Annotated in this window: 24 protein-coding genes; 9 read left to right on the forward strand and 15 right to left on the reverse strand. The window is 43.5% G+C overall.

Features of this window, described 5'->3' with window-relative positions; all coding sequences use genetic code 11:
* Positions 1–619 (forward strand): oxygen-dependent tRNA uridine(34) hydroxylase TrhO (gene trhO, locus AB4Z50_RS22105; RefSeq protein ID WP_441882219.1); only part of this gene is annotated, 619 nt, incomplete at its 5' end.
* A 99-nt stretch (positions 620–718) separates the two neighbouring features.
* The gene (locus AB4Z50_RS22110; RefSeq protein ID WP_179089728.1) at positions 719–865 is read left to right on the forward strand and encodes a hypothetical protein; all 147 of its coding nucleotides are present in this window, start codon (positions 719–721) and stop codon (positions 863–865) included.
* Positions 866–947: 82 nt separating this feature from the next.
* Here the strand turns inward: AB4Z50_RS22110 and AB4Z50_RS22115 are convergent, their stop codons facing one another.
* From AB4Z50_RS22115 to AB4Z50_RS22125, 3 genes are all read right to left on the reverse strand, one after another.
* A complete protein-coding gene (locus AB4Z50_RS22115) occupies positions 948–1,472 on the reverse strand; it encodes a hypothetical protein (protein ID WP_441882534.1) in 525 nt (174 codons plus the stop codon).
* A gap of 81 nt (positions 1,473–1,553) precedes the next feature.
* Positions 1,554–2,639 carry a glucosaminidase domain-containing protein gene (locus AB4Z50_RS22120; protein WP_441882222.1) on the reverse strand — a complete coding sequence of 362 codons (1,086 nt, stop codon included), beginning with the start codon at positions 2,637–2,639 and terminating at the stop codon, positions 1,554–1,556.
* A 318-nt stretch (positions 2,640–2,957) separates the two neighbouring features.
* Positions 2,958–3,965, reverse strand: coding sequence for an SDR family oxidoreductase (locus AB4Z50_RS22125; protein WP_441882225.1), 1,008 nt, complete (start codon positions 3,963–3,965; stop codon positions 2,958–2,960).
* A 165-nt stretch (positions 3,966–4,130) separates the two neighbouring features.
* Between AB4Z50_RS22125 and AB4Z50_RS22130 the strand changes: the two genes are divergently transcribed.
* Positions 4,131–4,661: a PCYCGC motif-containing (lipo)protein gene (locus AB4Z50_RS22130; RefSeq protein ID WP_441882228.1), complete on the forward strand. Its 531-nt coding sequence runs from the start codon at positions 4,131–4,133 to the stop codon at positions 4,659–4,661.
* 98 nt (positions 4,662–4,759) lie between these two features.
* Here AB4Z50_RS22130 and AB4Z50_RS22135 read toward each other — a convergent pair whose 3' ends face one another.
* On the reverse strand, positions 4,760–5,269 hold the full coding sequence (locus AB4Z50_RS22135) for a hypothetical protein (protein WP_441882231.1): 510 nt from the start codon (positions 5,267–5,269) through the stop codon (positions 4,760–4,762).
* A 188-nt stretch (positions 5,270–5,457) separates the two neighbouring features.
* Between AB4Z50_RS22135 and AB4Z50_RS22140 the strand changes: the two genes are divergently transcribed.
* The 3 genes from AB4Z50_RS22140 (at position 5,458) to AB4Z50_RS22150 (ending at position 8,497) form a co-directional block, all read left to right on the forward strand.
* Positions 5,458–6,237 (forward strand): SDR family NAD(P)-dependent oxidoreductase, encoded by a 780-nt coding sequence (locus AB4Z50_RS22140; protein ID WP_441882234.1) that lies wholly within the window; start codon positions 5,458–5,460, stop codon positions 6,235–6,237.
* 21 nt (positions 6,238–6,258) lie between these two features.
* Positions 6,259–7,044 carry an SDR family NAD(P)-dependent oxidoreductase gene (locus AB4Z50_RS22145; protein WP_441882237.1) on the forward strand — a complete coding sequence of 262 codons (786 nt, stop codon included), beginning with the start codon at positions 6,259–6,261 and terminating at the stop codon, positions 7,042–7,044.
* A gap of 64 nt (positions 7,045–7,108) precedes the next feature.
* Complete coding sequence (locus AB4Z50_RS22150) at positions 7,109–8,497, forward strand: mandelate racemase/muconate lactonizing enzyme family protein (RefSeq protein ID WP_441882240.1); 1,389 nt, start codon at positions 7,109–7,111, stop codon at positions 8,495–8,497.
* A gap of 163 nt (positions 8,498–8,660) precedes the next feature.
* Here the strand turns inward: AB4Z50_RS22150 and AB4Z50_RS22155 are convergent, their stop codons facing one another.
* Genes AB4Z50_RS22155 through AB4Z50_RS22170 form a run of 4 tightly spaced genes read right to left on the reverse strand, consistent with a single transcriptional unit; the run spans position 8,661 to position 12,857 of the window.
* The gene (locus AB4Z50_RS22155; protein ID WP_441882243.1) at positions 8,661–9,668 is read right to left on the reverse strand and encodes a mannonate dehydratase; all 1,008 of its coding nucleotides are present in this window, start codon (positions 9,666–9,668) and stop codon (positions 8,661–8,663) included.
* Positions 9,669–9,691: 23 nt separating this feature from the next.
* Positions 9,692–11,038, reverse strand: a complete 1,347-nt coding sequence (locus AB4Z50_RS22160) for an ABC transporter substrate-binding protein (RefSeq protein ID WP_441882246.1) — start codon at positions 11,036–11,038, stop codon at positions 9,692–9,694.
* A gap of 38 nt (positions 11,039–11,076) precedes the next feature.
* The gene (locus AB4Z50_RS22165; RefSeq protein ID WP_076265908.1) at positions 11,077–11,907 is read right to left on the reverse strand and encodes a carbohydrate ABC transporter permease; all 831 of its coding nucleotides are present in this window, start codon (positions 11,905–11,907) and stop codon (positions 11,077–11,079) included.
* On the reverse strand, positions 11,904–12,857 hold the full coding sequence (locus AB4Z50_RS22170; protein ID WP_441882249.1) for a carbohydrate ABC transporter permease: 954 nt from the start codon (positions 12,855–12,857) through the stop codon (positions 11,904–11,906). Before AB4Z50_RS22170 ends, AB4Z50_RS22165 begins: the two co-directional genes overlap by 4 nt.
* Before the next feature lie 231 nt (positions 12,858–13,088).
* Between AB4Z50_RS22170 and AB4Z50_RS22175 the strand changes: the two genes are divergently transcribed.
* Entirely contained in the window at positions 13,089–13,994 is a 906-nt protein-coding gene (locus AB4Z50_RS22175) for an RraA family protein (RefSeq protein WP_441882252.1), read from the forward strand.
* A 97-nt stretch (positions 13,995–14,091) separates the two neighbouring features.
* Here the strand turns inward: AB4Z50_RS22175 and AB4Z50_RS22180 are convergent, their stop codons facing one another.
* The gene (locus AB4Z50_RS22180) at positions 14,092–15,261 is read right to left on the reverse strand and encodes a helix-turn-helix domain-containing protein (RefSeq protein ID WP_441882255.1); all 1,170 of its coding nucleotides are present in this window, start codon (positions 15,259–15,261) and stop codon (positions 14,092–14,094) included.
* Positions 15,262–15,307: 46 nt separating this feature from the next.
* The gene (locus AB4Z50_RS22185) at positions 15,308–15,943 is read right to left on the reverse strand and encodes a GntR family transcriptional regulator (RefSeq protein ID WP_441882258.1); all 636 of its coding nucleotides are present in this window, start codon (positions 15,941–15,943) and stop codon (positions 15,308–15,310) included.
* 294 nt (positions 15,944–16,237) lie between these two features.
* Between AB4Z50_RS22185 and AB4Z50_RS22190 the strand changes: the two genes are divergently transcribed.
* Together AB4Z50_RS22190 and AB4Z50_RS22195 are read left to right on the forward strand one after the other, a co-directional pair.
* Positions 16,238–17,425 carry an ROK family protein gene (locus AB4Z50_RS22190; protein ID WP_076265903.1) on the forward strand — a complete coding sequence of 396 codons (1,188 nt, stop codon included), beginning with the start codon at positions 16,238–16,240 and terminating at the stop codon, positions 17,423–17,425.
* Between the two features lie 101 nt (positions 17,426–17,526).
* Entirely contained in the window at positions 17,527–17,940 is a 414-nt protein-coding gene (locus AB4Z50_RS22195) for a hypothetical protein (protein ID WP_441882261.1), read from the forward strand.
* A gap of 34 nt (positions 17,941–17,974) precedes the next feature.
* On the opposite strand, the gene AB4Z50_RS22200 is transcribed toward AB4Z50_RS22195, so the two are convergent.
* The 5 genes from AB4Z50_RS22200 to alr form a co-directional block, all read right to left on the reverse strand.
* The gene (locus tag AB4Z50_RS22200; RefSeq protein WP_441882264.1) at positions 17,975–18,658 is read right to left on the reverse strand and encodes a YjjG family noncanonical pyrimidine nucleotidase; all 684 of its coding nucleotides are present in this window, start codon (positions 18,656–18,658) and stop codon (positions 17,975–17,977) included.
* A gap of 101 nt (positions 18,659–18,759) precedes the next feature.
* Positions 18,760–19,113, reverse strand: coding sequence for a zinc ribbon domain-containing protein (locus tag AB4Z50_RS22205; RefSeq protein WP_441882267.1), 354 nt, complete (start codon positions 19,111–19,113; stop codon positions 18,760–18,762).
* Between the two features lie 337 nt (positions 19,114–19,450).
* A complete protein-coding gene (locus tag AB4Z50_RS22210; protein ID WP_441882270.1) occupies positions 19,451–20,521 on the reverse strand; it encodes an acyltransferase family protein in 1,071 nt (356 codons plus the stop codon).
* Positions 20,466–21,317, reverse strand: coding sequence for a D-alanyl-D-alanine carboxypeptidase family protein (locus AB4Z50_RS22215; RefSeq protein ID WP_441882273.1), 852 nt, complete (start codon positions 21,315–21,317; stop codon positions 20,466–20,468). The genes AB4Z50_RS22210 and AB4Z50_RS22215 overlap by 56 nt, the downstream gene beginning before the upstream one ends.
* Positions 21,269–22,441 (reverse strand): alanine racemase, encoded by a 1,173-nt coding sequence (gene alr / locus AB4Z50_RS22220; protein WP_441882276.1) that lies wholly within the window; start codon positions 22,439–22,441, stop codon positions 21,269–21,271. The genes AB4Z50_RS22215 and alr overlap by 49 nt, the downstream gene beginning before the upstream one ends.
* Between the last annotated feature and the right edge of the window lies 1 nt (position 22,442).

Consider the following 22,442-nt stretch of genomic DNA (forward strand, 5'->3'; position numbering starts at 1 on the left):
TTACAAGAAAGAGCTAGTGACGCTTCGTTATGATAAGCCTTTAGATCCGAATACATTAAGCGGCACTCGTCTATCACCTAAAGAATTTCATGAGTATTTGCAAAGAGAAGATGTTATCGTACTAGATGGCAGAAGCGATTATGAGTACGATCTTGGTCATTTCCGCAACGCGATCAGACCCGATCTTGAAACATTCAAGGAGTTTCCTGAATGGCTTCGCGAGAATATGGCGGAATTCAAAGACAAGCCGATCATTACCTATTGCACAGGCGGCATTCGCTGCGAGAAGCTTACTGGCGTTATGCTTAGCGAAGGCTTTAACGACGTCTACCAGCTTGAGGGCGGTATTGTAACCTACGGCAAGGACGAGGAAGTACAAGGCAAACTGTTTGACGGCAAATGTTATGTATTCGATGAGAGAACATCCGTTGTCATTAATCAAACAGACGAAGCGGTTGTTGTAGGCAAATGCCACCACTGCGAGCAGCCTGCTGATACCTATATCAATTGTGCGGATGACTCCTGTCATTTGCAGCATATCGTATGTAAGGAATGTGAAGAAACGAAGCACGGCTTCTGCTCTACAGCATGCGAAGAGCATGTTGTTAGCGTAAAATAATGAGTAAGCAGCTATAGATGTTGGTTATTTTGCTGAAACATGGTTAACCTAAGCTAGCCTCGGAGTTTTAGGCAATCACGCTAGTGGAGGTTATTGTGGATGGCTCACAACAAAAACAAATCGATTCCAAGCAAAAATCAAGCGTTTGAAGACAGCTCCAAGGAAGCGGAAAATAATTCAGCTTCGGCCAGAGCAGAGAATATCAATCAAAAAGGCCATGTTCCGAATAGCCCATCAACCGGCTAGACGAATAAACGTTTTGCAACAGAAAAAAGAGCTGCCCATGAGTGTTACTCACGGACAGCTCTTTTCTTATGTATTCAAAGGTTTATTTGGTGACAATGGCTTCCCAGCGATGCTGATATTTTAAAAGCCGTGGATGCAGCTGTGCAGGCTCTTCCGTCAACAAAAGCCTGATTTTCACGATCCATTCCTCGAATGATGAGAACGAAGCGAACATATTCGCCATTTCAGCCGTCATGAGTACAAATAGTGGTTTCGGATAGGTTTCGGCCAAATGTCTTAGAGCAAAATCGATTGGCGTATACTTCTTGCGTTTAATTTCAAAACGTTCAACAACGATGTTCGTCTCCGCTCGGTCCCGCTTCCATTCATGCAGTCGATCTTCCCGCTTATAAAATGGGCTGACGTTCTCTTTTGACATCCTCTTGATGCTCAGCTCATGCAGTGGATAGAGAACAAGCTTGCGAAAGGAACGCGCCTGCACCCAATCTGCGGCTAGATCAAGCTCTCGTTCCGTTGTATGCTCAAATGTATCATAGTATACAATCGTTCCTTTAAGCTCATCTACAGGCGGCTCATAGCCGAATGGCATTTTCTGCACGTTATCCACCAATTATTTGCAGCCTCCTATTATCTAAGTCGTCAAATGCTTAGGAGCCTAAAATAACATACTTGGTGGGAAATTGCCATGTCAGAGCTTCCTGTAGTCACTTTTCATTATATTCTTCACTAAACTTGACCATTTAGAGTTGGCGGGACAATATTTTCGGGCAACCTTCTCAATGGTAGTCAGTCCCTTGCCCACATAGTTTTTAGATAAGAGCTGTCCAAACTTTCGTACGCTATCCCCTTTGGTTTCAAAGCTGAACGCCTTATTGTATTTATCGCCATCTATCGCATTGAGGCCAAATAAGTTATTTTTGCTCTTGGCCAGCCTGCTTTTGCCATTTCCACTCTCCAGCTTCATCACGGCTATTGTAAAATAAGCATTTATGCCGTATTCATCCTCCACTTCAAGGATAGCTTGTTCCAAATCATGCCCGGATAGTGCTGTTCCTTCGAATATTTTCTCAATATGCTCGATGGTAAGGCCAGAATCAGACTCTACAGCTGATGTTGGCTTCATAAGTTCTTCCTCTACTGCTTCTTCTAAAATTTCTATTTTATCTATACGTTGCTCCTCGCTTTTTGCCTTAAGTGCAGTGGCAGGCTGACGATTAACATCAGCAGCAAGGGATAATACGGAAACTTCACTTTTCACCTTTTTTGCATATCCGCCATGTACGTATCCACCATTTTGCAGCTTAAGCCAACCATTGTCTGTTTCTTCTGTAATTTCAAGCTTTGCTCCCTTTTCTACAACCTTTATAATATCCGAAGTGGCGCTCGGTTTTGTTCGAATGTTAAGGTAATACGCGGTAACCTCATATGTATTCATTAGTTTTTCAGCGATGGCTGGCGGTTGTTCAACTTCAAGAGTCGTTTCAAGCGGGATGGTTGGAGGTTGATCAGATGCGTTAACTGTAGCTGCGCTAATCTCGTTGAATATTACAGGTATAGGTGCTGGAGTGGGTGAAGCGATGACTTTTTTATTGTTCTCTAAGCTGTCAACAACAAGCGGTGATAGGGTAGTTAAGGAAAATGGATCTGCTGCAGACGTTTCTAAAGCTTGTGAATCCGGTTCGTTATTTAAAGGTTGGACGTACATGCCTAAAGTAATGACTAACGATAAAATGAGCAAGTAAACTAATAAATGCTGGTTCAACTTTTTTCGCATGATTATACCTCTCCCTTAAGTTAATGAAGTATACCTGTTACGATATAAGTTAGATGGCGAGAATAAGCAGGCATCAAGAAACAGTGGACGGTCTGTGAAGATTATATGTCGCTCATTCCTTCAAAAGACGAGTTTTTATGCTTCTTGTAAATTATGAGAAATTTTTTAGCATTTAGGGATCGAGGTTTAAAACACAAAAAAAGCGCTTCATCCCTAGAGGATAAGCACTTTTTTTTATCTATAAAAATCGCTAAAAAAATTTTTTTATTGCTCTAAATGTACGGCTTAAAATCTATATTTTCGTCATTTGCTTGCGCTTTATTTTTTAAATCCGGTTGCATGAGCAGCGATAATCGTATCCATCTGCTCGTTCCACTCATCATCTTCGGTGCATCGCTCAGGGTGAGCCTCAAACCATGCAACCGTCCGTTTAATCCCTTCCTCAAAGGAAAGATCCGCTGAAAAATCGGGAACTAAGCTTTTGATTTTGCGGTTATCAAATACGCTCGTGACAGATTTATCGCCGAGCAAGCCGCCCTCAAGATCAGGGTCATGCGAAATAAGAAACTCGGAAGAAATATGGACAAGCTTCGGCTCTACGCCAGCTGCTGAACCAATCGCTTCATAGATTTGATTCCACGTAAGGACTTCGTCTGAAGTTATATGATACGCCTCTCCGATCGCCTCAGCACGTCCAAGCAAGCCGACAAAACCTTTGGCAAAATCGGAATTATGTGTCATCGTCCACAAAGAAGACCCATCACCATGCACGATAACTGGCTGCCCCGCACGCATTCTTGCGATCAGAGACCATGGATGCTGCCAGCTGTTTAAGGCAGCGGGTATCATCGTATCGCCATAGGTAAATGACGGTCTTACGATAGTAACTGGAAAACCTGATGACGCCTGCTCATCGAGCAGCAGCTGTTCACATGCAATCTTGTCACGCGAGTATTGCCAGTACTGATTTTCGAGCGGTGTTGCATCCTCTGTGATGATATAGTGCTTAGGCGGCTTCTGATAAGCAGAGGCTGAGCTTATAAATATGTATTGATTCGTTCGTCCACGGAACAACGCAATGTCCGTGCTGACATGCTCCGGCGTGAAGGCAATCCAATCGACTACCACATCAAACTGATAGCCTTCAAGTGCAGCAGCAGCCTGCTCGGGGTCGCGTATATCACCCTTGATGACCTTTGCCCCTTCTGGTACAAACTCGTCTCGTTTCCCTCTGTTAAAAAGGTAAAGTTCAATTCCGCGTTCTAACGCGAGCTTAGAAACAGCTTCACTTATTAATCCTGTTCCACCAATAAACAATACCTTCATCGACAATCGCTCCTTTTTTGTATCTTGGCATTTGTTACGATTAAACGGGAGAGCTTACGGCTTAAACGATCTAAATCGTCAATTAATAGTACCATATACGTTACTCTTTTAATATTTGAAAATGCTATAATAAAACCAATTAATAGAAACAAGGAGCTGCTATACTTGAAACGATTAGCCCAAACCACACTCTATTCGGTTCTGCTCTCTTCGATGCTGCTCAGCGCATGCAGCAGCCAAACAAATTCAGCTGGATCAGCAACGAACGCACATGAAGCAAATGGCGGCAATCATGGTGATCATCAAACAGCATCTGGCGATTTGCAAGAGACGACAGCATCGCTTGATATTTTACCAACTTTTCTAGATGGCGCCTCTGACAACTTGCGTATCGCCTATCAAACCGCTGCAACGGTTACGGATGTATTGCCCTATATCCCTTGTTACTGCGGGTGTGGCGAAAGCGCGGGACACCAAAGCAATCTCAATTGCTTTATCGCCGAAATAAAGGAAGACGGCTCTGTTGTCTGGGACGATCATGGCACTCGCTGCGGCGTATGCATCGAAATTGCTGTAACAACCGCAGCAATGAAGTCTTCAGGGATCGAAGTAGATCGGATTCGCCAAATTATCGACGAAACGTATAAAGAGGGTTATGCCAAGCCAACGAAGACTAAGCTCCCTCCTGTTTCCTAGTTTGTTCATCAATGATTTAAACAAATGACAGTCCAGAACAGGAGTAATCGTTCTAGACTGTCATTTTTTTCTAGATGCTCCCTAGTCTATCAATCTATCTACTCTTCTAATACATTATAAACCGTAGCAAATGATTGTTCTGTTTTCATAATGGTATATCGGGAATGCTCGCGATCAATCATGCTGCTGCTAACCGAGAAGTCAGCTATTGCTCGGTCTAGAGTAGTATCAAACACCACTTTATTCCCTTTCACAAAAACCAGTTTATGTACCGACTCATCCAGCAAAGGATATTGTCCGCTTATCTTTCTATCTATCCAATATCCGGTGTAGGAGGCTTCATTGGTCCATTCTCGTCCGACTGTTCTCTCCATCTCTTCTCTTGAGCGATAAGCTTCAAAAACAAACATTTTATCCCAATCAAATGGCGCGACTTCCTTCATATCAAATGTGGTTCCCTTATGTACAGCTGCTTTAAGCTGCTCGGTGAATAAGACTTCATAATCGTTATGGACTCTAGTCATTCGATAGTTCGAGTAGTTCAAAATAAACGGAACTAAAATAATCATTAGAAGCGTGATGAAAATGAATTTTTTTATTTTGCGCATGGCTTTCCCTTCCATTTGGATTCCTATTCTTCCTTAATAACGAATGCAGTCATAGGGTTGTTGCAGTATTGGCGGATTATGCAAGAAATCAAACAAAATCATAAATTTACAGCATCGCTATGCTTGAACCAAAGTAACTAAAATAAGGCTATATACATCATTTTATGTCTGTTCCTTGGAGGGGATCTATGCGATTGCCAAATAAGGTTGTATTTATTACGGATTCAGACAGTGACAGCGGGAAAGCGATCATTCGACGTTTAAAGGAAAGCGGAGCGCATTTTATTTTGAATAGTCATTCAGGAGGCTCTGCGATTGGGTCAGAATTAAAGCTAGTACAGGACGCAGGCTTGCAGGCGGTCGTAGTTACCATTGACCTTTGTAAAACTGCTGAAGTCACGGATATGCTTCTATTCACGGAGCAGCAGCTTGGTACGGTTGATATTCTCGTTCACAACAATAATGAGATTTCTCCAAGCACAATTGAAGATGGAGATGAAGCGCTTTTTCAGCAAAGCATCGCAGTAAACGCCAAATCGGCATTTATTTGTACGCAGGCTGTCGGCAAACAAATGATGATGAAGCTAGCTGGGAAAATCATCTATGTCTCTTCCATTCATGCTGAGAAACCGACTGGTTCAGCGTTTACCTACAGTATTGCAAAAGGTGCAGTTAAAATGCTGTCCAAAGAAGCAGCTCTTGTGTTAGGGCGATATGGGATCAGTGTCAATACCATTGAAGTGGGTTCTGTTGCTGGCGACGATGAGTTGTTTCACAGTCACCTATCCACCTTGTACAACGATTACGAATATAAGGTGCCTAATGCTGTTTTGTGCAGCAATGAAGATATCGCCGAGCTTGTGAATTTTCTCTCTTCCGATGAGGCGAGACTCATTAATGGTGCAGATATAAGGCTGGATGGCGGTTTTTTGCTTCATTATATGAATTTCAAAATGAAAAAACCGTAATCGCCGGTATGGAGGTGAATAATGAGTATCGTTGGCAAAATCGCTTTAGTTACCGGCGCCGGAACAGGAATTGGCAAAGGCGTTGCAATCGAGCTTGCACGACGAGGGGTTATGGTTGCCATTCATTATAATCAGAGCGATGCCGGTGCGCTTCATACCAAACAGATGATTGATGATTTCGGTGGAAGCTCGATGATCGTGCAAGCGAATATTTCGCAAAAAGATGAAATCGAACGGATGGTCTCCACCACTGCAGAGCATTATGGCGGCATTGACATTTTGGTTAATAATGCGGCATTGCAGCTGAATTATGGATTTTTTGAGCATGATGAAGCCTCTTTCGATCGCATGATGAACATTAATTTAAAAGGCTACTGGCAATGCATACAAGCCGTCGTTCCCTATATGAAGGAAAAGCAGTCTGGACGCATCATTAATATGTCTTCTGTTCATAGCAAGCGCCCCACCGACTTCGATGCCATATATTCCATGACCAAGGGCGGTATTCGCATGTTAGGCAGAGAAAGCGCAATTGAGCTTGCAAGGTATGGGATTACCGTTAATACGATTGAGCCAGGAGCCGTTGATGTCGGCAAGCAAAGTGCCCGAGAATCGAAGCCAATCATGTCCGTCGAGGACGTCGCGAAGCATAAAAAAACGACCCGCTCTATACATGATAAATTCCCGCTTGGCCGTGTTGGCCGTCCACTCGACGTAGCTCAGCTCGTATGCTTCATCGCATCCAATGAAAGCGAATTCATGACCGGTTCAGCCATTCGACTTGATGGCGGCAGTATGCTGCTCTAGCTTAACTGAATGAATGAGATCAACCCCATTCAATACCTAACTTATAAACAAGGAGTGACCTTTCGTGTCCAACAATCCTTCTTATGAAGAAACGTTAGCCCATGTGAGCAAGCATGCAAGTCCTTCCGCACTTCGGATTACGGATATTCGCTTCACCGATATTGTAGGCGGGCCGTTTCATAGCAGCTTGATTAAAGTGTATACGAATCAAGGCTTAATCGGATTTGGTGAAGTACGTGATGGAGCTGATAAAGTTTATGCGCAAATGCTGAAAGGTCGGTTATTAGGCGAAAATCCATGCAATATCGATAAGCTTTTTCGCCGCATAAAGCAGTTTGGCGGTCATGCTCGTCAAGGCGGTGGTGTGAGCGGGCTTGAAATCGCTTTATGGGATTTGGCTGGAAAAGCATATGGCGTACCGATCTATCAAATGCTCGGCGGCAAGTTCCGTGACAAAATTCGAATGTACTGCGATACCGAGGTCGTCGGCAAGGATACCGGCACCGCCATGGGACTCGCGCTTCAGAAGCGTATGGAGGAAGGCTTCACTTTCCTAAAGATGGATCTTGGCATCGGTCAAATTATTAATGAGCCAGGTACTTTAAGTGCTCCGATAGGCTTCATTGATGAAATGCGAAATGCTTCCAAAAACCGTTACAGTGCAAACCATGACACCTTAACCGAAGAAGAGATTCGTGATATCCGAAATCAACATTATGATATTCACAACATCCCCCATCCTTTCACGGCGATTCATGTAACGGATAAAGGGCTTGATATGCTGGAGCAATATGTGGCGGATGTACGCGCTGTAATTGGTTATGAGGTTCCGCTTGCTGTAGATCACTTTGGTCATATTGGTCTTGAAGATTGCATTAAGCTTGGCCGCCGCGTCGATAAATTTAATTTGGCTTGGATGGAGGATATGCTTCCATGGCAGTATACCGAGCAGTATGCGAAGCTCGCGCGTGCTGTTGCAACGCCGATATGTACAGGTGAGGATATCTATTTGAAAGAAAACTTCAGGCCGCTGCTTCAAGCTGGCGGGGTGTCGGTCATTCATCCAGACGTTCTGACGACTGGCGGCATTTTGGAAACGAAAAAAATTGGTGATATGGCACAGGAATACGGTGTGGCCATGGCGATCCATATGGCTGAGAGTCCTATCGCCTGTCTCGCAGCAGCACATGTAGCAGCAGCGACAGAGAACTTTATGGCGCTAGAGTATCATTCCTGTGAGGTGCCATGGTGGGATGATATTATCATTAGCAGCAAGCTTCCGAACAAGCTCGTTCAGAATGGCTTCATTCATATGACAGATGCGCCTGGTCTGGGCATTGACGACTTGAATGATGAGGTACTAGCACAGCATCTGCATCCAAAAATCCCAGGGCTGTGGGAGCATACGGACAATTGGAATCATTACCATTCCAATGATCGGCTTTGGAGCTAGTATGTTAATACTGTGGGGATCAAAACGGGACGCTTAATAGCGTTCCGTTTTTTCATGTTTGATGTATCGATTGCGCTTTGAGAAAAGATGAGCATTAAAAAAACACCTCCAGTTCCACACGATATGTGGAGTTGAAGGTGCTTGCTTTATGAACGTATGGAGGTTATCCCGAAATGTTAACACTCGTCTTAGCTTCATTTGATAATCGCGCAGCAGCAGCAGCTGCCTCCATTAAACCTCGGATATAACCGATACCGTATAAGCGTCCCAACAGCTCATATCCGGGATTCGCATTATCCTCGCCTTCCATCGTCGGCACATGATCTGGCCTTGCTGGTCCGTTAAAGCCTACTTCATAGTACGTATGCATCGCCTCGAGCATATCGGTTTGCCCATCATCGTGGAACGTTTCCTCAAACTTTTCCGGCGTTCCTTTAACATCACGGAAATGGACGAAAAACATTTTATCCTGCTTTGCAAAATGGCGGATGACGCTCGGAATATGTTCTCCAGCCGTTGCGAGTGTTCCTTGGCATAGAGTAATGCCGTTATATGCGCTTGGAACTAAATCAATTGCTTGCTGCAAGGCAGCTGCACTTGTCAAAATACGCGATATCCCCCTAATAGGTGTGATCGGAGGATCATCGGGATGTAGCGCAAGCTTCACTTTTGCTTTCTCTGCAACAGGGACAATTCGCTCCATGAAGTATTGAAGATTTTCCCAAAGCTGATCTTCGCTAATAAGGCCAGCCTCGGTGAGCGGCGCATCCTTCATGAGGCTGTGATCGTAGCTGGACACAAGTGCTCCGCCCCTCGTCCGTGTGGTAGTCGATGTTCGAAACCAATTGAACTGAGCCATAAAATTGTAGCAAAGGACAGGAATACCGGCTGCACCCATATTCGTAATAAATTGCTGGAACACTTCGATTTCGGCATCTCTTTCTGCCGTTCCAAGCTTAATCTCATTGCTCGGAGGCATAGATTCGATCACGTTAAGCGTAAGACCAGAATCTGCAAAGCGCTGTTTCATGCGAATAAGCGGCATCAGATCCCATGGTTTCTCCTGCTTTTCCTCCCATGGAAGTCCTCCAACTGCGTATTCAATGCCAAGCTGCTTTGCCAAAAGCCATAATCTTGCTGGCTGCGATGAGAAAAACTCTGCTAGCTGCATCCAGATACCACCTCCATATTTTATTAACCAGCCACTTTTGCTGCCAATTCCTTGCCCATCTTGTCTATTTTCTTGTAGGCATCTTCAATCGATTGCTGGCCGAAGGTTACAGCCTCCATCTCCTTCTTATACGTATCAACCCATTCGGAGAAGCCTGCTGCCGGCGGATAGAACGGCAAAGCCTTGTCTAGTGAAAGGTCATATATTTCTTTGCCGAGCTTATCTTTAGCCTCAAGAGTTGGCTCCAGCTCTTTATAAATGTCAGGGTTGATCGGAATGCCGCGTGTGAGACCAAGCGCTTTGCCTGCATCCTTATCGGTAACGAACCATCTCAGAAATTTCTTCGCTTCATCTTTGTTTTTGGAATTCGCGCTTACACTTAAGAAGATGGTTGATTGCGCCCAGCCGCCACCCGCAGGACCAACAGGAAGATTTACTACGCCTACCTTTCCTGGCATAAGCTGCTCTAAAGCGCTGACAGAGCCGGTTGTTGCTCCTCTTGTCATTACGACGCCGGATGCCATTGGATCAGCTTGCGGGTCATTTTCCAGAAATGAAGCGGCTTTTTCTGCAGGAGGTACGATTTTCGCTTTGCGGAACTCTTCATACGTTTGGTAGAAGGTCATAAACAAATCCTTATCAAGCGTAAATGTTTTCCCGCCATCGGACATAACGGGCGGTTTGCCCATCGACGTCTGGTAATAGTTGAAGCTATCCCAAGTGGTTGTATCACCGATCGGATATTTCCCATCAGGCAGCTTCGCCCGAGCATCTCTTGCCCACTGAAAAAATTCATCATAAGTCCAATCCTTATGCGGAAGCGTGATCCCGTATTGCTCCAGCTCCGCTTTGTTGTAAGCTAAGCCTTGTGCATTCTGACTTAGTGGAATACCGTACAATTTTCCATCTATTTGCAAATTAGAAATCACGGATGGATCAACAATGCCGCTTAGGTCAATGTCAGAGAGATCCTCTAGCTGACCGCGCGATACATATTCTTGAATGTAGGCAGCATCCATTTGCAGTACATCTGTTATTGACTTCGAAGCAGCAAGTGTCGGAAGCTTTTGCCAGAATGCATCCCATGCCATAAACTCCGGCTTAAAAGATACGTTCGTGTTTTGCTGGGAGTAAATGTCTAGCGCTTTTTTTGTTGCCTCGTGCCGGGCATCCGGCCCCCACCACATAATGCTGAGTGTTGTTTTGGCGCCAGCTGCTTTGCCGCCTGCATCGTCCGGCTTTGCTGTGCTCTTCGTTCCTTCATTCGTTTGCTTCCCTCCATTGCTGCTTCCACCTCCGCTGCAAGCGGTCAATACGAGCAGTAATGCCAGCATCAACAGCCCCAAGCTTCTTGACCCGTTTTTGTTCATCTTCTTACATCCCCTTTTCCTTTGTGAAATGAAATGACTTACCCTTTTAATCCTGTAGTAGCAATTCCTTCGACAAAATGCTTCTGTGCAAAGAAAAAGATGATTACCGAAGGAAAGATCGACAGCAAGGACATGGCTAGCAATTGCCCCCACTGAATGTCGAATTGATCGATGAACATGCGCAGTGCCAGCCCAACAGTAAATTTGTCAACGGAGCTTAAATAAAGCACTTGTGCAAAAAAGTCGTCCCAGCTCCATATAAAGGTGAAGATAGCTACGGTAACAAGTGCGGGCTTCAGCAGTGGCAGGATCACTCTCCAAAAGATTCCGTAAACGCTTGCTCCGTCAATCGTTGCGGCCTCATCCAAATCTTTCGGGATTCCGCGAATAAATTGCACAAGCAAGAAAATGAAAAATGCGCCGCCTCCGAAAAAATGCGGAAGAACGAGCGGTACATAGCTGTCCACAAATCCTAATTTGTTGAACAAAATGTACTGCGGGACAACGGTTACCTGTCCTGGAAGCATCATGGTCAGCAATAAAATGGAAAACCAGAAGCCGCGCAGCTTGAAGTTTAGCCTTCCGAAGCCATAAGCTACGATCGCAGCCGTAGCAACGCCGCCAATGACATTGCCCAGCTCCATAAGCAGTGTGTTGCCAAAAAAATGTGCAAACGTATATTCCGATGAGAAGTGCCAGCCATCCCAGTAATTGCTCCACATGGGTGTCTTCGGCCAGATCGTCGGCAAGCTTAGCTCCTCTGTCTTTTTTAAAGAGGCTCCTGCCCACCAGATGACGGGATACAGCATCAGAATAGAGAACAGGGATAGGTACAAATGGCTCGTCAGCTTCGAACGCAGCGAATTCATTTGGTTTTCCCCCCATCTGATTCATAGAACACCCAATATTTCGAGGCTGCGAAGTTAATAAGCGTGAGAAGCGCAACAATGGTTAGCAATATCCAAGCAAGTGCAGACGCATAACCCATTTGATAATGCTTGAACGCTTTCTCGTACAGGAACATAGCGTACATATAGGTTGAATTAATAGGGCCACCCTTTGTGATAATGAACGCTGAGGTAAACGTTTGAAACGATCCGATAATGCCCAGCACGAGATTAAAGAACATAACCGGCGAGAGCATCGGCAGCGTAATGCTTATAAACTTCCTTACCTTGCCGGCACCGTCTACAGAGGCTGATTCATAAAGCTCTTGCGGCACTTGCTTAAGCCCAGCTAGAAAAATAACCATGGTTGATCCGAATTGCCACGTATTGAGTAAAATCAATGTGCCAAGCGAGGTGTCCGGATTGGATATCCAGCCTACCCCCTCAATCCCAAACCAAGCGAGTACCTGATTGATATAACCGTCTATCCCGAACATATTGCGCCAAAGCGCTGCTACCGCAATGCTTCCTCCGATTAAGGATGGAAAATAAATTGCCGTCCGATAAATATTCATGCCTCGAATGTTTTTATTGAGTGCCAATGCGACCATAAGGGAGAAAAACAGCTTTAATGGAACGGAGAATAATACAAACATAAACGTCACGCTTAGCGATTTCGTGAAAGTGGAATCACCAGTAAATATTTTGGTGTAGTTGTCCGTGCCGGTCCATATCGGGTCCTCCAGCAAAGAATATTCGGTAAAAGACAAGTAAAACGATTGTGCAATGGGCCAAAGCGTCAACAGCAAAAAACCGATTAGCCAAGGGGATATAAAAATGTATCCGGCTAAATGAGCAGCTCCTTGCTGTTTGCGCTTCGTTTTTGCCTGCTTTCGTTTAGGTATAACAGTCTCTGTTTTCACTCTAATCATCTCGTCCCCTTTCCTAGATAATGTTCCTTTACTTTATACGAAAGCGGTTACATGAATGAAGGTGAAGAAATTATGAAATCGTTTGATTTTATATAGTGTGAAAAATTCATAGATTGCCCCATAAATACCTTAAGAAAGTCGCATCGACAAATATGGGAATGTCCCTAACAATAGACATAGAAAGCAAATAACAGCAGCCTTCAAACACACTATTGCGAAAGAGGTGCTCAGATGAAATTTGACAATCCGGAAGATATGATCCAGCTTACGCCGCTTTGGGAGGGTGAACGCTTTTCGAATGGACGTCCTAAAGTATCCGAAGATGTTCTAAGGCGCATGCGCAAAATCACTTTGGAGGAGGCTTGGGGCCCTCTCTGGAACAGAGGTTATGCCTTTCAGTTCGAAGGTGATTTCAAAATTGTCCATCCGAATAAAATAATGGTTGGACGCGCTGTTACAGCTGTAATGGTGCCTAAACGACCTGATCTGCATGAAGCTCTGCTTAATTGTGGACATGAGCAAGAAAACCGAAAAGGCTTTTTCAACCAATGGGTTATTGATTCGCTTGTAGAGGATGACGTCGCAGTAGTGGATATGTTTGATAAAGTGCATCTCGGCACATACGTAGGCGGGAATTTATCTACAGCTATTTCCACACGCACGAAGCGTGGCGGTGCTGTCATTTGGGGCGGCATTCGCGATAATCAGCAAATCGTAGAAATCGATAATATCAATGTGTATTATCGCGGCAGCGATCCTACTGCGATTGCGGACGTTACAATGGTAGGCATGAACGTTCCAACACGAATTGGCAAGGCTATTTGTATGCCTGGCGATGTAGTACTCGGCACTCCTTCTGGCGTTATTTTTATTCCGCCTCATTTAGCTGAGCTGACGGTCGTACAAGCGGAAAAATCCCAAGTACGTGATGTGTTTGGTTTCGTTAGACTGCGTGACAGCGTATACTCGACAGCACAAATTGATGCCGGATGGGACATTGCCCTTTGGACAGATTTCTTGAACTGGTTCGAAAATGATGCCGCAGCCGAGGAATATCGTCATCTAAACTGGGATACTGAGCTTGAGGAAGCACAAATGAGGGATCGAAACGGACCGCAAAGCGATGTTCGGCTCTAGGCAATTCGTTTGAAACTAGCAATTGTGGTTTAAATATGAGAAAAAGGACTCTAACTGGATCACGCCGCCGCTAGAGTCCTTTTCATATGAGATGCTTTTACTTACCAATCGTTTCCCGATATTCACTAGGCGAGAGCCCGACCTTTTTCTTAAAGATTTGACTGAAATACCGCGGATCTTGGTAGCCGACCTTCTCTGCTACCTCATAATTTTTGTAATGGGTACTCTTTAGCATGTCCTTCGCTTTATCCATTCGAATGTCCGTCAAATGCTCGATGAACGTTTTTCCTGTATTCATTTTGAATAGCAGGCTTAAGTAGGTTGGCGTCATATACACTTTCTGTGCCACACTTTGCAAGGATACATATTGGCATTCCTGCTCCATATGATGAATCGTTTTTTTGATAATGCTGCGGTGGCTCTCCTTCTGGTTGTACGAGAACACTTCTTTCAATCCAATTAAAAAATGAATGACATACTGTTTAATTTCATCCAAAGTCGCAAGCTTCACGATCGACATCACGTCAAACCGCTCATACATGCTAACATGTTCTGTCTCTGATAATACACGTTTTTCTATTCCGACGAGAAGCCTAACGGTCACATCATATACGCTCTGTGTATCAATCGGTCCATCATGAAGCAGCTCAGCATAAAAAAGGTGAACACTTTCTTCAATCTCTGCGGTTGTCTCTGCGGCTTTGTAAACGTCAAAAAGCTGCTTCTCCTTATCTGATGGGTATTGCTGCAGCGATTCCAAGCGTCCCAGCTCGCTGAAATAATTAATTTTGCCCGTTCCACTATAAAATTTATACTGCAGCGCGCGCGCAGCCTGTCGATAGGAATGAACAATATCATATAATTGACTGCATGGTTTGCCCACACCGACATTAAAGGAATGAAGAAAATGCTCTTTGAGCATAGTCTGCATCTTCTCGATAGATTCCTTCGATACCCATGAGAAGAGCATGCCAATTCTGCCCTCCTCATCCACAAATACGACGCTGCCTTCGGTCATTTTTTTTTGCATATAATCCCGAATTTGCTCCAAATAAATGATTTTCTCATGCTCATCTTCAAATGGGATCGTCGGTTCTACCAAAGCCATAACAGGAAAAGTGTAATAGGGATTAAGCTGAAGCCTGGATAAGCTTTCTTTTAAATCCGACTTCATTGCACGGGCATTAGACACCAGGTTTCGCAAGAAACGCTCCCTCATCCACGTAAGAATGACATCTTCTTTAAATAATAACCCCTCGCTTAACATTCTCCATTTCCCCCTCTTGTAAGGTCGACTTGTGAAATGAATGACTTTAATTGAGATGAATCATTTTGTAAGAGTGCATATGCAAAGTAAAAGCTTCTTCTGCTAGTGCAGCGTCGCCAGTGCGCAGAACGTCTACGAGTCGAAGATGCCAATCCGCCAGCTCTTCTGTGGAGTAATGACGATTGGAAATAGCCATGAACCGCATTACTTTGATTCGCATCCGATTCCAAAGATCGAGAATCATATGGTTATCGCAGCGTCTATAAAAAAAGCCATGGAACTCCATATCAAGCTCTAATATGTTCAAAATATCGTTTTGCTCATGAGCAAGATCCATTTGACGTATCAGATCTTCTAAATAGTTAAAATCATTTTCGTTTAGCTGCTTCATAGATTGCCGTACCGCAAAACCTTCTATGATCTCTCTCAGCTCGAAAATATCTTTTATTTCCTTGTCGGTTATGTATGAAACAATTGAACCTTTATTGGGGGTGCTCGTACTAAATCCTGCTGATTTCAGTCGTTCCAGCGCTTCACGAACCGGTGCTTGGCTGATGTTGAATTTCTTTGCAATCTCGAGGACCAGCAACCGAGCTCCCGGCTGCAGCTCGCCTGAGAGAATTTCCTTCTTTAATGCTGTGTAAACCTGATCGCTAATGGAGCTAACCGAAGGAATTGACATGTTCTCAAACATAACATTCACTTCTCCGTTTCCGATTATCGATTATCGATAATCTGCTTTGTAACAAGATTATAGAACTTATTCCCAGCTATGACAACCGATTATTTTGTCGAAAACTGACAAATATACTGCGGCTTGGTTGTGAATAAGCATCTGATCAAAACGAATGGTACATAAAATTAAAATGACTTATAAAATATTTTAAGACTTTGTCTAGTCATGCAAATTCCTAGAGCATATAATAGAGATTGATTAATATCCGATATAATTACTTGGACAAATGGAGATTCAAATATGAATGTAAAAGTACCTACAATAAAAAAACAAGTTTTTGATCTGATCATTCGCGATGGACTCGTTTCCAAAGCTGCTTTAATGGCGCGACTAACGATAACATCCACGAGCTTGTCGAGATTGCTGGAGGAACTGCTAACGGATGGTCTAATTCTTGCTTCAGAGCTGGGAAGATCTACAGGCGGGCGAAAGCCTATATTGTATCGCGTCAATCCAGATCATCGTGCTGTCTTTGGGCTAGAAATATCCCGCTTCTCCTCCTCTATCGGTTTATATGATTTGAATTTAAAACCGCTCGCGTTTGAACGATGGAAGATGGATGAAAGAATGACGCCAGAAACGCTTGTGGGCAAAATCACTCAAATTGCTGAACGTATGATGAGTGACTTTCACATTGATCGCAACAAAGTGATTGGAATTGGGATAGGCGCCGTTGGTCCTTTGAGCCGTGAAGATGGCGTTATGCTAAAACCCCGTTATTTTCCTGCACGAGGCTGGATTGATGTTCCCATCTGTGACTGGTTGGAACAGCGGCTTGGCATGCCTGCCCTGCTCGATAATGGAGCGAACACAGCTATTATCGGCGAGCATTGGGCGCTGCGCAATGAAGAGGTTGAACACATGCTTTATGTTCATGCGGGAGTTGGTCTGCGTACCTCGATGATGTCAGGCGGACAAATCGTTAGAGGCGCAGTAGATATGGAAGGCTCGTTCGGTCAAATGATCATTCAGACTGATGGTCCAAGGCTTGGCGACGAAGGAAATTATGGCGCGCTTGAAGCGCTTGTTTCGATTCCAGCGTTGGAGAAGAAAATACGCTCACAACTGAAGCTTGGCCGATCAAGCACGTTAATGGGTATTCCGCCAGAGGAAGTTCAATTTGACGCGTTGCGGAAAGCGTATTTGCAAAAAGATGCATTCATTACGGAGCAATTTCTACAAACGGCTACCTATCTCGGCATTGGTATCGCCAATCTCATTAATATTTTGCATCCCGAGGCTGTCATTTTAGGTGGCCCGCTCGTCAATGTCGATAAAACGATTTATGAAACGGTCATTCAAGTTGCGCGGAGCAACATTTATTATTCACCGCAATATGAACCGAAATTTTCGCAAGGACAGCTGACTGAGGATGCCGTTACCGCCGGGGCAGCCATTATGCTGCTGCAGGATTGGGAACTTAATTAGAAACAAAAAACGATGCTGGCTGTCGCCTGCATCGTTCTTGTTTATAGGCTATGATGGAAGAACTAATATCCTACAAATGAAAATTTGAGGTGGGGATTTCTTTGCATCCAATAACCATATTTGAAATTGCAGCTTCGATTGTGTTTGTCATGATTATGTTTGTTATCGCATTACTTTTACCCAAGAAGGTTAGAAAACTGAGTTTATGTATGTCTTGTTCATTAACTGTACTTTTGCTATTGCTTTTTGTTATTCGTCCCTACTGGATTGATTATCAAGTTTCAAATAAAACAAAACAGCTAAATCTATATTTAGAGGAACGGTACCCTAATCAAAAGTGGGAAATTAGTCGACAAGTAGGTAGACAATATAACCCTTATCACTTAAACGTTAATTTTATAAACGAAAAGGGTTGGACTTATACCTATTCAGTAGTTAATGAAAAAAACATTTTCCAAAGCTCTTGGATGCCGCCAGAAGGAAAGTTTCCCGATGCAGGGAAACATTACGAATGAATGATTGATCCAATTTTATACAATAACAGCTTTTTTATAGTAGTTGCAGCAGCTCGTTTAAATGATGAATTTCATACGTTGGAATAATGCTTGTACGATTAGGCTTTCGCTTCGGATTGTACCAGCAAGTATCGATGCCATAATTGAGGCCGCCCTGGATATCAGATGTTAATGAATCTCCGACCATAAGCACCTTTGATTTATTGATCAGATTCAGCTTCTCGAATGCAAAATCAAAAATTCCCGTTTGCGGCTTCGAAAAACCAGTGTCCTCAGAAACGATAATATGCTCGAACGAATGAGCTAAAGCAGACCTGCCAATTCGACTATGCTGTGTCTGTTTAATCCCATTTGTGATGATTGCAATGCGATGCCCATTATGAAGAACCTGCTGAATAAGAACATCCGAGCCCTCGATTAAGAAAGAGCCCTCTCCCAAGTAATGAACGTAACGCTCGCTAAAATGCACAGCATCAAGCTCGACTTTAACTTCTGCAAACAGTTTTCTAAATCGCTCATGCCGCAAAAAATCAAGAGTAATCTCACCCTTTTCAAAATCATTCCAAAGCTGCTGATTAACTGAGCGATAGAGTTCAATATGTGATTGTAGAAGGTCGACTTGAAACTCCAAGAAAACACTTTTAAGGGCATGCGCCTCTGCTAAAGAATAATCAAATAAGGTATCGTCCGCATCAAACAAAATAACTTCGTATTTCACTAGAAAATCCTCCTGTTAACCTTTTAAGCATGAATGGATTATAACCTACCTTCAAGCTAAATTCTTTGTATGTTTCCATTAAAGCTGAATTTGAAATAGCATCACTTGCGTCGTCTTAATATCGTAGGGTCATATATTTCAACGAATCCGCATTGCATGCAAGAAACAAATAAATAATGTTGATATTGAATGTTTAGAAGCTTGCTTAATCCCGCACCTGTCATAGCCAATTCATTAATATCGCACTCATTATGATTACATTTTGTGCATTTGAATGAATTCGCGATGCTGTTGTTTATATCATACTCATCCAGTTCGAGATCTGATTCTTCAAGCTCATTCTCTTGCTCATCAACAAAGGGATCTAAATGCTCATCAAGAACCTCTTGTTTACATTCCGGACAACAATTATGCTCGAGTATAACGCTGCTGCCGCACCAAGGACATTCAATCACGGCGTTGCTCCTTCCTATCTATTACGTTCTCAAAACGTAAGCTTAAGGGAACGATTCTTATTTTCTCAACATCTAAACATATTCGTTGCTGCGCTGTCTTTTCCTCTCCTTTCATACAAACACGAAAAAAAAGACAAAACACCACTTTCGATGTTTTGCCTTTTAACGTTACGAATCTTTGGATCGGTTAGCCATATCGATGATCATTACGATAAGCACGAGTAGTTGAATGAGCAGTTCGTTACTCATTGCAATCCCTCCCAGCTGCATGTAATGCTCCTTCGCTGCGGCTTCTCCTCTCGTTCATTTGCTTAACGAACATCTCCCATTATCATATCTATGGTCGTAACTTAAATTTTATGACGGATATTCGTACGGCGAGTGCTGCCATAACGATAGATGCAAGACATACAGCGACAAAATGAATGAGGCTATTTGTAATGAATAAAGCTTCCAGCTTCACGAATTCAGCTGCTCCTCGAACGAGTACGATAGCTATAGGATGCAATATATAAATCCATACTCGCCACTCCCTAAATGCTTTTCCAGACCGGCCTTTCCAGGATAACGCCCAGTGGAACAAGAAGTAGGTTGCTGGCCATGCAAATACGTACATACTGTCATGCCGCGGAAATTGTATTGCTTTCAGAAGGGATGCTTCGGCTATCATTAGTGCTAACGAAATCAGAAACAAACCCGCGTAGTTTATCGGCGTTCTAGCAGGCTGTGGACGTTTTGCTGCCCATATGCCTAATATGAGATAAATCGGTGCATAGAATAAACCATTGCGTGTATAATCAAAAAATTGAAACAGCCATTCATAGACATGTTTAAGAACAGCTATGTTTTCCGTAATTCCATAATAACTATCTCCGAAGAGTCCTACTATATAGAGCAACAAACCAACAACGAGCAGCATGGAAAGCGACATTTTCTGATGCAAATAATACGTAAGAACAAGTCCAATGATTAGCGCAGGCAGATACCATAGATGATAAAACGTACCGTCAAAAACTATATCTCTTATAAAGAAACCAAAGGTAAAATGAGTAGAAAAATCACCTTTGTACATATTCAAAGGAATGTACAATAAGACAGCAATCAGATATAAGATTCCGATTTTCTTTAAATACTTGAACAACGCTTTTTGATCTTTAACTTTATCTCCTGTCAGCTTTCGGAAGAAAAAGAAGCCCGTTGACATAAAAAATATAGGCACCGCTAATCGCGAGATGATTCCGCTGAATAGAAAGTCAAAATATTCGTTATACGAGAGCAGCGGACTGGTGTGATTGGCAATAACGAATAGGGCCGCTATAAATTTAAGCCAGTCGAGCCCACTATAATTGGGTTTAGAGACCATGTGATCTTTGCCCTTTTCCAGTAAAAGCCGTAACGATAAAACCATCCTTATTATTTCCTGATATTCGATATAGATCACCATTTAGGATGGGAACAGTCGTGGAAGGTCCATCCTCTGCCGGCACATAATAAATTTGCACGAGCATGCTATCTGTTTCTACGGTGAGATAATTCCCGCCATAAGTAAATTTTCGGACAAAATCGATGTACTCCTCCAAGCAAAAATCATGCTGCTCCATAATTTCGGCATGAGGATAACCGACATAACGAAAATGCCATGGCTCACAAGAGATATTTGTAATAGCCTCTTTTCCTGATTTGTACCGCTGAATAAAGCCATTTTTTGCAGCAAGCTGCTTGAATGCCATGTAGATGCCGCTATCTGGAAAAGATGGCGCAATAAAGTCGACATGCTCATCTATTTTCCCAACATCGATGGCAAGTCCCGTTTGGTGCTCGCTATGACCAGGCAAAGCCACATAACAAGCGGTATAATCGTCACCATTTTCCACTAGAGAGGTTTCATAGATTTGCTCCTGCTCCTCTCTCGAGCGATAAGCGCTAACTGCAATAATATCATTCATGGCTTGAGATTCATTTAGAAGTATATTGAAATGCTGCAAGCATGTTTTCTCTAGTAACAAACCTTCCTCCAGCAATCTTATGTCAGGATTAGTATGAAGCGGGATCAGCTTGTCCAATGAAATGGACTGTTTTATAGGGTTGGCTTGATTAACCAATACCAGATGACCTTCATACATTTCTGCACGACTAACTTGAACAGCTGTATGCTTTACATAACCGCTTTCTTGAATGGTTTCAATTTGGTTCGGTTGCCCCAATTCGTCCAAGCCTCCTCTACGTCCTTGTATTTCCTTGTTACTCTAGCTGTTAGCGACGTTGATATTTCCTGTGCTACGCTCCCAATATGGGCGGCTAGCTCTGCAAATGTGATCTCTTCTGCTCCCTGTCGTCCGATTAAAGTCACCTGTGTTCCTTCCGCACAAGGTCCTGGCAGCTTTACCATGAGCTGATCCATACATATTTTTCCGACGACTTTTGCCCGTTGTCCATTAACCAGCACCTCGGAATTTTGCATGCTTTGTGACCAGCCATCTGCATATCCAATCGGAACTGTGCCAATCCATTGCTCTTCTTCTGCCTGATAGGAATTGTCGTATCCTAGGTACTCATCTTTGTGAAGCTTCTTTACTTGTATGAGCTTGCTGTGCAAGCTCAAAACAGGCTTGAGCTTCACAGATTGCACAAGCTTTTCTGGATAAAAGCCGTACATCGCCGCCCCAATGCGTACCATATCCATTGCAAGATTAGGAAATCGGAGTGCAGCTGCACTTCCCGCACAATGATAATGACGAATATGGAGACCGGACTTTTTACTCCATTCCATCATCTCCATAAAGCGGCTTGTTTGCAGGTCAAGAAATGTCGTATCTGCTTTGCCTGCAGTCGCAAAATGAGTGTAAAATCCATCCACTTCGATATCTGGCGCTTTTAGCCATGGCACAAGCTTGTCCCACTCTTCTTTTGACTGAATACCAATTCTCCCGAGCCCCGTATCCACTTTCACATGGATAAGAAGCTTCTTGGCAGATGCAGTGGGTTTGTATTTTCTCATTTTCTTAAACCATGTGGCATTTGTAACGGTTAACATCAAATCACTCTCGATGGCTAAGTGTACATATTCAGCGTCTATTGGTGTCAAAATAAGGATAGGCAGCTTCATGCCATAGGATCTAAGGCGGAGCGCTTCCTCTAAATAAGCAACAGCCAGAACATCAGCGCCTGCTTGTTCAGCCATATGCGCAGATTCAAGATCGCCATGTCCGTAGCCATTTGCTTTCACAACAGCCATCAGCTTGACATCGTTTGGCAGCGTTTCGCGAATCTGTATTAGATTGTCTTGAATATGATTCAAATGAATGTCTGCCCAAGTATCTCTAAGCATA

The sequence above is a fragment of the Paenibacillus sp. 2TAB26 genome (assembly GCF_052115145.1).
GTDB lineage: Bacteria > Bacillota > Bacilli > Paenibacillales > Paenibacillaceae > Pristimantibacillus.